The sequence below is a fragment of the Anaerotignum sp. genome (assembly GCF_045122575.1).
Lineage (GTDB): Bacteria > Bacillota > Clostridia > Lachnospirales > Anaerotignaceae > Anaerotignum_A.
In genome coordinates this window covers 1-8,699 of sequence record NZ_JBGVHV010000114.1, presented here as the reverse complement: position 1 = coordinate 8,699, position 8,699 = coordinate 1, and the positions used below count along the sequence as shown (strand labels likewise).

Sequence of the window (8,699 nt, the reverse complement as noted above, 5' to 3'; positions counted from 1 at the left end):
AAATATCTCTTTCAAAGGTCTTTGCCAGTTTCATGAATGTAGCTGTAGCTGTGCCGACCAGAATTTCCTTACCGTTTCTCGTAGTCGTTGCTTCTGCAGTCAGGCTGATGAGGGTTCTGCCCAGATTGGTCACCTTTACATGATAATGCACCATATCTCCCAGAAGGACGGGCTTCAGGAAGGTGGTGGTCAGGTTGACGGTGGTGATCATGTGCTGTTTGGCGAAATAATGGCAGGTCAGGCCAAAGGAAACGTCAAAGCAGGTCATGATGATGCCGCCATGAAGGCTGCCGCCGGGGTTCAGTTCCCATTCCAGCGCCTCAAAACCGATGGTGGCTTCTCTGTTTGCAAAATCGCAGGAAATGAAATGGGGCTCCAGATGTACCAGCACCCCGTTGTTGGAAATGGGGTTATCGGGATGTCCCAGCTGGGAAAGCCACTGCTCCATGTTTTCCTGAGAATTGATATCGTCTCTTAATGTGATCAGTTCCATACCTTCCACCTCCTTACCCGCTGACAGCCATAAAGGTGGCTGTGGCGATACATGCCAGCACATCGTCCCGTTCCAGACGTACTTCTGCCTTTACGGTCTGCAGGGTGCGGCCGATGGAATCCAGCTGGCATTTGATGTGGAAGGTGTCCCCCAGAACGATGGGTTTCAGGAAGGAAACGTTCATGGTCACGGTCACCACCGTAGGGGCGCTCAGGTGGGTAAAGTAATGGCAGAGCATACCCATGGTGGTATCCAGTGCGGTGGAGATCATGCCGCCGTGGATGACGTCTTCGGGATTCAGCTCCCATGCCTGTACGTCATAGGCCACATCCAGCGTGCCTTTTTCAAAATCGCAGGATACAAAGCGGGGATCCATACGGGGGATCACGCCGTGGTGTTTCAATTGGGAATCGGGCAGCATGGCAGCATGGAAAAATGCTTCCATGTGTGCCTGAGAAAGCCCGGGAATTTCTGTCCAGTGCATTGTGTGTTACTCCTTCAGTGATTATTTCAAAAATTCTTTTACGTTTTCCAGAAATGCCTTGCTGTTTTCCATGTGGGGCAGGGCACCTGTGTTTTCAAAAAGAGCGAAGGCGCCGAAATCCTTCATTTTTTCCGCCATATCGAAATATTCCGCAGGGTTCTGACGATTTTCTTCCCCCCATACCATCAGGAAGGGGACAGAAAGTTTTTCGAAGGCAGGCTTGGTGTCGGCTGCGTAAAATCTGGTGGCAATGCCCGCATAAGTGGACTGGGCATGGTCGCCAAATCGAGCCGCATCCGCATAGCGCTGCACCAGTTCGGCGGAGATGGTTTCCTTTGCATAAAAGGCAGTTTCCAGCTGCTGTCGGATGGCTTTTTTGGAAGTGGCCAGCAGGAATTTCTGGGTGCCTGCCACAGGTTTCAGCAGCAGGGGAAGGGCTTTTGTGTCTTCTTCCGTGGCAAAGCCTTTGCCGATGCCTTCGGGGGAAACCAGAATCATGCGTTTTACCTGTTCCAGATGGAGCATGGAAAGCACCAGTGCGAAATCGGCTCCTGCATTGGCACCGCAGATACAAACGGGGCGTTTTACTACATTTTCAATGAATTCATGCAGGAACTGGGCATACTGATAGGCTGTCCATGGTTCTGTGGGACAGAAGGAATTGCCGAAGCCGGGCAGGTCAGGGGCGTAAACATGGTAGTTTTCGGAAAGACCGTCGATGACGTCATCCCATTCCCGACAGGAAGCCCCTGCCATCACGCTGTGGATGAGCAGAAGGGGTCTGCCCTTGCCTACAGAACGGTAAGCAATTTCCCCTGCTTCCGTTTCCCATGTTTCCATGAAATAGGTTTCGTCTTTTTTCTGACGGGCTTTTTTCAGCACCAGCTGCTGATAGCCCACCAGCCCTGCCAGAGTTGCGCCGACGGCACCAAAAAGACCAAGGAAATATTTTGCAATATTTTTTTTCATATACAAACCTCCTTCAGAGGAATCTTTCTTTTTTGTTTGGAAAAAGGATGCCGCAAAGCCTTGTATGCAGGTGTTTTCCTTCTCCGTTTTCTCTTCTATTATGAACGCAAAAACAGAATTTGAAAAGGACTTTTTTCATAAGATAATATGAAGATTTTCTTAAGGAGGGCGTGGAATGGAAGGGTTTCTGACATTGGCAGGACAGCTGTTTCTGATCCTCTGCATTCAGTCGGTACTGGAGGCCATGGTGGCTCGCTGGCAGAATAATTTTATGCTGAAACCCATTGAACTGGGATGCTATCTGGCAAGCCTGGCGGCGGTGCTGCAATTCATGGAACAGTATCTTTTCGACACTTTGCGGGCAATTTCAAAATTTTTTTGAAAAATTTGAAAAAAAGGCTTGACGGGGATAAGAATTGATGATAATATAGAAAAGTACTCAGTTACGAGTTACGCCGATGTGGCTCAATTGGCAGAGCAGCTGACTTGTAATCAGCAGGTTATCGGTTCGAGTCCGATCATCGGCTTTTTTCTTTTGTGGGTGGATTCCCGAGCGGCCAAAGGGGGCAGACTGTAAATCTGTTGCGATAGCTTCGAAGGTTCGAATCCTTCTCCGCCCACTCTTCATTTTATACTGCCGCGGAGTAGAGCAGTCCGGTAGCTCGTCGGGCTCATAACCCGGAGGTCGCAGGTTCAAATCCTGTCTCCGCAATTTCAAAAAATAGGCATCCAATAGGATGCCTTATTTTTTTGAAATTTTTGAAGTCAGATGGAACCTGCGGCCGACGGAGGAGTCGCAGTTCAAATCGCGTACCGCCCAAGAAGGGGCGGCCAGCGAAGCTGGCTTTGCGGAGCAAAGTACTGACAATGTACCCCGAAGATAAACGGGGACATGTGCAAAGCACATGGCTTTGCGGAGCAAAGTACTGACAAGTCTCCGTAATTTCAAGGAATATCGAAAGATATTCCTTTTTTTGTCGAAAGAAAACCTTTGATTTCTATAAAAAATGTTTGACAAGAACCTTGTCTTGTAGTATAATAACTCGTGCAGTAGGCATTTTGTGGAGATGTACTCAAGAGGCTGAAGAGGTGCCCCTGCTAAGGGTATAGGTCGGGTAACCGGCGCGAGGGTTCAAATCCCTCCATCTCCGCTAAAAGGAACTATCGAAAGATAGTTCCTTTTTTATTTTTAAGGATATTTGAACCCGCGCGTTCGCCCATGGTATGATTGACAAAAACTTTCCCGTCCCTTTATACTATTCTTAAACACAACCAAAGGGAGGTATTTGTATGAATATCGATATCAAAGACATTATGGAAAACGTAGTGGATAAGATCAAAGATGATCCTGCGATGCTGGCAAAATTTAAAAAAGACCCTGTTGCAGTCGTTGAAAAACTGGTAGGCGTTGACCTGCCCAACGATCAGCTGGAAAAAGTGGCAGATCTGGTAAAAGCAAAGATAGATCTGGATAAAGTAGGCGATGTGCTGGAAGGTCTGGGTGGTCTGTTCGGCAAAAAATAAACAGAAAAATAACAGAAGGACATCCGAATTTTCGGATGTCTTTTTTTATTGCAAAAATAGAGACTCCATGAGATTTCACTTCCTTTATGATAGGCAAAAAGAAAGGGGGGGAAATTTATGTTTATCGATGCAGATATGATCATCCGTCTGTCGGCAGTCCTTGGTGCCTTTGGTGCCATGGGCACCATGCTTTACAAAAGCTTTCGCTGGATGGAACAGCAGAAACTGCAGGAGGAGGAGATTGAAAACATCAAAAAAGAGCAGTGCATCATGTGTTACGGGCTTCTGGCAACGCTGGACGGGCTGAAACAGCTGGGGGCTAATGGAAATGTCAGCGACGCCTATCAGAAACTGGAAAAACATCTGAACAAAACCGCCCATGACTGAGGAGATGAAAAAGAAAGGAGGAAGGTATATGCATAACAATTTATGGAATCTGCTGACGGTGAAAAGTATTGTGACCCTGATCCTGACGGTGGTCTTTTCTTTGCTTTCCATCTATGACCGCATCAGCGGAGAACAGTTTCTGCATATTTTTTCTGTGGTGATCGCTTTTTATTTTGGCACCCAGTATCAGAAGGGAGAAATGGAACGGCAGAAGGGAGAGGAAGAATGAACAATCTGACCTTAGTGGATTTTGCAAAAAGCAAGCTGGGCACAGCCTATGTTTACGGCATGAAGGGGGATGTGCTGACGGCAAAAAAATATGACCAGCTGAAGATCTTATTTGGACCTCTGGTCTGGGAAAACGACAGGAAGAAGATCGGCCAGGTCTGTGTAGATTGCAGCGGGCTGATCTCCTGGGGAACGGGGATCTATCGAAATTCTCAGGGATACCATGACACGGCGGCGGAGGTGTTTCCCATTTCCACCATCGGGCAGGCGCCTGTGGGGGCGGCGGTCTGGTGTAAAGGCCATATCGGCATTTATCTGGGAGAAGGAAACTATATCGCCGCCGATGGCAGTGCCTATGGGGTGCGGATCGCTCCGGTAAAAGGCAGTTCCTTTACCCATTGGTTCCTGCTGAAGGATATCGATTATAAGGAGGAAGAAATGGTAACGAAAGAAACGATCATCTATAATGATAAAAAATATACCGTGGAAATGATCCGCAGGGATGGTGTGACCTATCTGAAAACCAGAGATATTGCCCGGGTGCTGGGACTGGTGGTGGACAGTATGGGCAAAATTCCTGTTCTGGCGGACAAAAAGGGCTCTGTTTGAGAACGGAGCTTTTTTTTGTAAGAATTTTTATCAAAAATGGACTGAAAAATTTTTCTGCCTGTCCTGTAAGAAGGAAACAAATCCATAGGAAAAAAGAATGGAAAAATTGTGAGATTTTTATTTTTCCGCAGAAAATAATAATCTGTGGGACTGCGAATGACCAAGATGAACTGTTTTTTATTCTTTTTTTGTTTTTTTCGTGAAAAACTCTTTGGGTAAATCGTTGAGGAAAAGCAAAAATGTATGAAAAACTACACAAAAATATAGGAGATTGTAGAAAAATTCACAGTACCTATTGCCTTTCTGAAGAAAAGTGTTATACTAAGAGTGTATTTGGATGCGGATTTTCCCGTAGTCATTGTGATTTTGGATATGTACTGAAATATTTTTCAGAATGGCCTATTTATCCTGCAGTGAAAATCAGGAAAGGATCCCTCCAAGAAGTACGCAGTTCTTCAAACTTACAAAATTAAGATCTAAAAGGAGAAGTGAAAAACATGAGAATTTCCGACAGAGTGCAGGCAATGCAGAACTCCCCTATCAGAAAATTTAACCCTATGGCTGATGCAGCTAAAGCACAGGGCACAAAAATCTACCACCTGAACATCGGTCAGCCCGATATCGAAACACCTTCCGTATTCTGGGAAGCAGTAAAAGGCTTCGACCAGAAAGTTCTGGAATACGCTGGTTCTTGGGGTCTGCCCGAACTGCAGGACGCTATCGTTGAATACTTCAAGAGATTCGACATGAACCTGGAAAGAAATGACGTTCTGATCACATCCGGCGGTTCCGAAGCTCTGACACTGGTATTCCTGTCCATCATCAACCCCGGCGACGAAATCATCGTTCCCGAACCTTACTACACAAACTACCTGACATTCATCCAGGCTGCTGACGGCGTAATCAAACCCATCACAACATACGCTGAAGAAGGTTACAAATACGCTATCAAAGAAAGACTGGAAGCAGTAGTAACAGACAAAACAAAAATGATCTCCATCGTTAACCCTGGTAACCCCACAGGTTGCATCCTGTCCAGAGAAGACATGAGAGTAATCGCTGACTTCGCAAAAGAACATGATCTGTGGATCCTGGCTGACGAAGTTTACAGAGAATTCGCTTACGACGGCAGAGAAATGACATCCTTCGGTCAGCTGGCTGACATCGAAGACAGAGTAATTATCATTGACTCCGTTTCCAAGAGATTCTCCGCTTGCGGCGCTCGTATCGGTTGCATGGTATGTAAAAACAAAGAATACATGGCAGAAGTATTCAAAATCGCAATGGGTCGTCTGTGCGTTCCCACACTGGACATGGTTGGCGCAACAGCTATGTACAAACTGCCCGCAGACTTCTTTGTTGATGTAAAAGCTGAATACGAACACAGAAGAAACGTATGTTTCGAAGCTCTGAAAAAAATCCCCGGTGTTGTATGTGAATGCCCTGGCGGTGCTTTCTACATCACATGTAAAATGCCCGTTGAATCCACAGAAGATCTGCTGGTATTCCTGCTGACAAAATTCAGAGACAACAACGAAACAGTTATGTTTGCTCCCGCTGAAGGCTTCTACGCTACACCCGGTCTGGGCAAAAACGAACTGCGTATCGCTTACATCCTGAAAGCAGAAGATCTGGCTCGCGCTATCGAACTGCTGGGCATGGGTATCGAAGCTTACAAAGCAAAAGGCGGCAAATAATTCAATTTTACATAAATTGAGTTTTGCATTTTAAATTTGCACTCAAAAGGCACTCCGAAAGGAGTGCCTTTTTCATTGTAAAATTTAAGAAATCGTTTGGTTTCTTTTTTTGTGTTCCTGTGGTAATATGATATATGTAGAAATTTATCGAAATTACCCAATGGAAGGAGAATTGAACCATGGAAGAAAATAAAGAACTGACATTAGTGGAAAAGGTACAGGAAGAAGCAAAGGGTTGTTTCAGAAACGGTCTGAACTGCTCCGAATGTGTGATGACAGCATTCCTGAACAATTTTGAAACAGGTCTGCCTAAAGAAGCAGTCAAACTGGCAACAGCTTTCGGCGGCGGCATGGGCCATACAAAAAATACATGCGGTGCCATCACAGGCGCAGTTATGGCTCTGAGCTCCATCGTGGGCAGAGAAAATCCCATGGACAAGGAAAGCATGGCAGAACGTGTGCAGGAACTGCAGCAGGGCATTTACCCCGTTGTTGGCAAAATGGTTCATGAAATGGAAGAAAAATACGGCACACTGATCTGTTCCGAACTTTCCAACCCTCATGGTGAATGGGAAGGCAAGGAAAGAAAGAAAAACTGTATGGCAATGATCACAGAATGTGCCGGTCTGGCTGCAGCCCATGCGGAAGAATATCTGAAAAATAACAAATAATGGACTGGTGAAGGTTATGAAAAAATTACTGTTGGGGCTTCTGGCATCGCTGATGCTCTGTGTGCCTGCCTTTGCCCATCCGCCCATTACGGTTTTCGTGGATCGGGTACAGGTAAATTTTGACCAGCAGCCCATCATCAAAGATGACCGCACTTTGGTACCTATGCGCCGTATTTTCGAAGCATTGGACGCGCAGGTTTTCTGGGATGAACCCAGCCAGAGCGTGACGGCAGTCCATGGAACAGATGTGATCCTGTTTCAGATCGGGAAGGCAGAACTGTATAAAAACGGAAAGCTGACCTATACCATGCCTGTTCCTGCCCAGATCATCAATGACCGTACGCTGGTGCCCCTGCGGGCTGTGGCGGAAAGCCTTGGTTGTGATGTGGCGTGGGATGGCATTGATTATATCGTGGATATCACATCCGACGGTACGCCGACAGCAAAACCCACAGATAAGCCTGTGTATGAGGAACAGGATACTCCCATGACCGGCGGCTATGCCTCCAAGGTGACAGCCCCCGACGGTACAGTGGTACTGAATGTGGAACTGCGGTGTGACGAAGTGACTGCGGGCAGCGGCAGAACGTCTATCAATGGGGATATGGCCAATGAAACCTATGGTCAGGGGGAAGGCTTCCTGCAGGCCTATGGCGAGCGCGCGCTGCGGGAGTATGCAGAAAATCCCGATGGCTTCCGCCCTTACTACTATATGGGTACCTATACCCTGATGAGAGAACAGGATGGCTATGCATCCTTCCTGTCGGCAGTGTCTACTTATGATGGGGAAGAGGAATCTGTGCAGTATTTCTCCCATACCTATGATCTGACGACGGGCAGAGAAGTGAGTCTGCAGGATCTGGTCTCCGACTCCAGAGAAGATCTGGAATACCTTTGGACGGTGTCTTTCCTGGCACTGGCAGATAAGGATCCCGATGCCTTCTACAGCAGTGTGGAAAAGAAACTGGAAAAAAATCTGGATCAGGTGGACTTTTATCTGACGGAGGATGGGATTGCCTTTTATCTCTCCCCCGGTATCATTGCGCCTCCCGAAACGGGAGCAGTTTCCTTTGCAATTACATATACATTTTAAAAGATAGCCCTGTGTGAAAACATAGGGCTTTTTTGTGCAAAAAATAATCTCCTTTGGGAAAAATAATTCCAAAAGGAGGTTTTTTCATGTGTACGGCAGTGACTTATAAAAATCGGTATTTTGGCAGAAATCTGGATTATGACCGTTCTTTTGGGGAAAGTGTAGTGATCACCCAGCGGGCATTTCCCTTTCGCTTTCCCGAGGGGCAGATGCTGCAAAAACACCACGCCATCATTGGCATGGCCCATGTTTCGGAAAACTACCCGTTGTATTATGACGCCATGAACGAAAAAGGGCTGGCCATGGCGGGGCTTCTGTTCGGGGGAAATGCTGTGTATCATCGGCCTGTGGCAGGAAAGGAAAATATCCCCAGCTGGGGCTTGATTCCGTGGGTACTGGGCCAGTGTGCAACGGTAGCAGAGGCGGAAACCCTGTTGTTGCGACTGAACCTGACGGATGTGCCTTTCTGTGCGGAACTGCCTCCCAGTCCCCTCCATTGGATGATTGCAGACAAAGAACGTTCCATCGTGGTGGAATCCATGGC

Annotated in this window: 12 protein-coding genes and 4 tRNA genes; 13 read left to right on the top strand and 3 right to left on the bottom strand. The window is 46.9% G+C overall.

The window, feature by feature from the left end:
- The 3 genes from ACJMLT_RS05635 to ACJMLT_RS05625 all read right to left on the bottom strand — a co-directional run.
- On the bottom strand, window positions 1-493 hold a 493-nt coding region (locus ACJMLT_RS05635), incomplete at its 3' end, for a PaaI family thioesterase (RefSeq protein ID WP_405727864.1).
- A gap of 13 nt (window positions 494-506) precedes the next feature.
- The gene (locus tag ACJMLT_RS05630; protein WP_405727861.1) at window positions 507-977 is read right to left on the bottom strand and encodes a PaaI family thioesterase; all 471 of its coding nucleotides are present in this window, start codon (window positions 975-977) and stop codon (window positions 507-509) included.
- A gap of 21 nt (window positions 978-998) precedes the next feature.
- Window positions 999-1,946, bottom strand: a complete 948-nt coding sequence (locus tag ACJMLT_RS05625) for an alpha/beta fold hydrolase (protein ID WP_405727858.1) — start codon at window positions 1,944-1,946, stop codon at window positions 999-1,001.
- Window positions 1,947-2,121: 175 nt separating this feature from the next.
- Between ACJMLT_RS05625 and ACJMLT_RS05620 the strand changes: the two genes are divergently transcribed.
- From ACJMLT_RS05620 to ACJMLT_RS05560, 13 genes are all read left to right on the top strand, one after another.
- Window positions 2,122-2,328: a hypothetical protein gene (locus ACJMLT_RS05620; RefSeq protein ID WP_405727855.1), complete on the top strand. Its 207-nt coding sequence runs from the start codon at window positions 2,122-2,124 to the stop codon at window positions 2,326-2,328.
- A gap of 72 nt (window positions 2,329-2,400) precedes the next feature.
- Window positions 2,401-2,473: transfer RNA gene (locus tag ACJMLT_RS05615), tRNA-Thr, on the top strand.
- A 12-nt stretch (window positions 2,474-2,485) separates the two neighbouring features.
- Window positions 2,486-2,566: transfer RNA gene (locus ACJMLT_RS05610), tRNA-Tyr, on the top strand.
- Between the two features lie 18 nt (window positions 2,567-2,584).
- Window positions 2,585-2,658 (top strand) — tRNA-Met (locus ACJMLT_RS05605).
- Window positions 2,659-3,009: 351 nt separating this feature from the next.
- Window positions 3,010-3,097 (top strand) — tRNA-Ser (locus tag ACJMLT_RS05600).
- 139 nt (window positions 3,098-3,236) lie between these two features.
- The gene (locus ACJMLT_RS05595) at window positions 3,237-3,470 is read left to right on the top strand and encodes a hypothetical protein (protein ID WP_405727852.1); all 234 of its coding nucleotides are present in this window, start codon (window positions 3,237-3,239) and stop codon (window positions 3,468-3,470) included.
- Window positions 3,471-3,587: 117 nt separating this feature from the next.
- Entirely contained in the window at window positions 3,588-3,857 is a 270-nt protein-coding gene (locus tag ACJMLT_RS05590; protein ID WP_405727849.1) for a branched-chain amino acid ABC transporter permease, read from the top strand.
- 28 nt (window positions 3,858-3,885) lie between these two features.
- Complete coding sequence (locus tag ACJMLT_RS05585; RefSeq protein ID WP_405727846.1) at window positions 3,886-4,086, top strand: hypothetical protein; 201 nt, start codon at window positions 3,886-3,888, stop codon at window positions 4,084-4,086.
- Entirely contained in the window at window positions 4,083-4,694 is a 612-nt protein-coding gene (locus ACJMLT_RS05580) for an NlpC/P60 family protein (protein ID WP_405727843.1), read from the top strand. Before ACJMLT_RS05585 ends, ACJMLT_RS05580 begins: the two co-directional genes overlap by 4 nt.
- A gap of 497 nt (window positions 4,695-5,191) precedes the next feature.
- On the top strand, window positions 5,192-6,391 hold the full coding sequence (locus ACJMLT_RS05575; RefSeq protein ID WP_405727840.1) for a pyridoxal phosphate-dependent aminotransferase: 1,200 nt from the start codon (window positions 5,192-5,194) through the stop codon (window positions 6,389-6,391).
- A 179-nt stretch (window positions 6,392-6,570) separates the two neighbouring features.
- The gene (locus tag ACJMLT_RS05570; RefSeq protein WP_405727837.1) at window positions 6,571-7,062 is read left to right on the top strand and encodes a C-GCAxxG-C-C family protein; all 492 of its coding nucleotides are present in this window, start codon (window positions 6,571-6,573) and stop codon (window positions 7,060-7,062) included.
- A 16-nt stretch (window positions 7,063-7,078) separates the two neighbouring features.
- Window positions 7,079-8,155, top strand: coding sequence for a stalk domain-containing protein (locus ACJMLT_RS05565; protein ID WP_405727834.1), 1,077 nt, complete (start codon window positions 7,079-7,081; stop codon window positions 8,153-8,155).
- 86 nt (window positions 8,156-8,241) lie between these two features.
- Window positions 8,242-8,699, top strand: a 458-nt coding sequence (locus tag ACJMLT_RS05560; protein ID WP_405727831.1) for a linear amide C-N hydrolase, incomplete at its 3' end; no start/stop codon positions are given.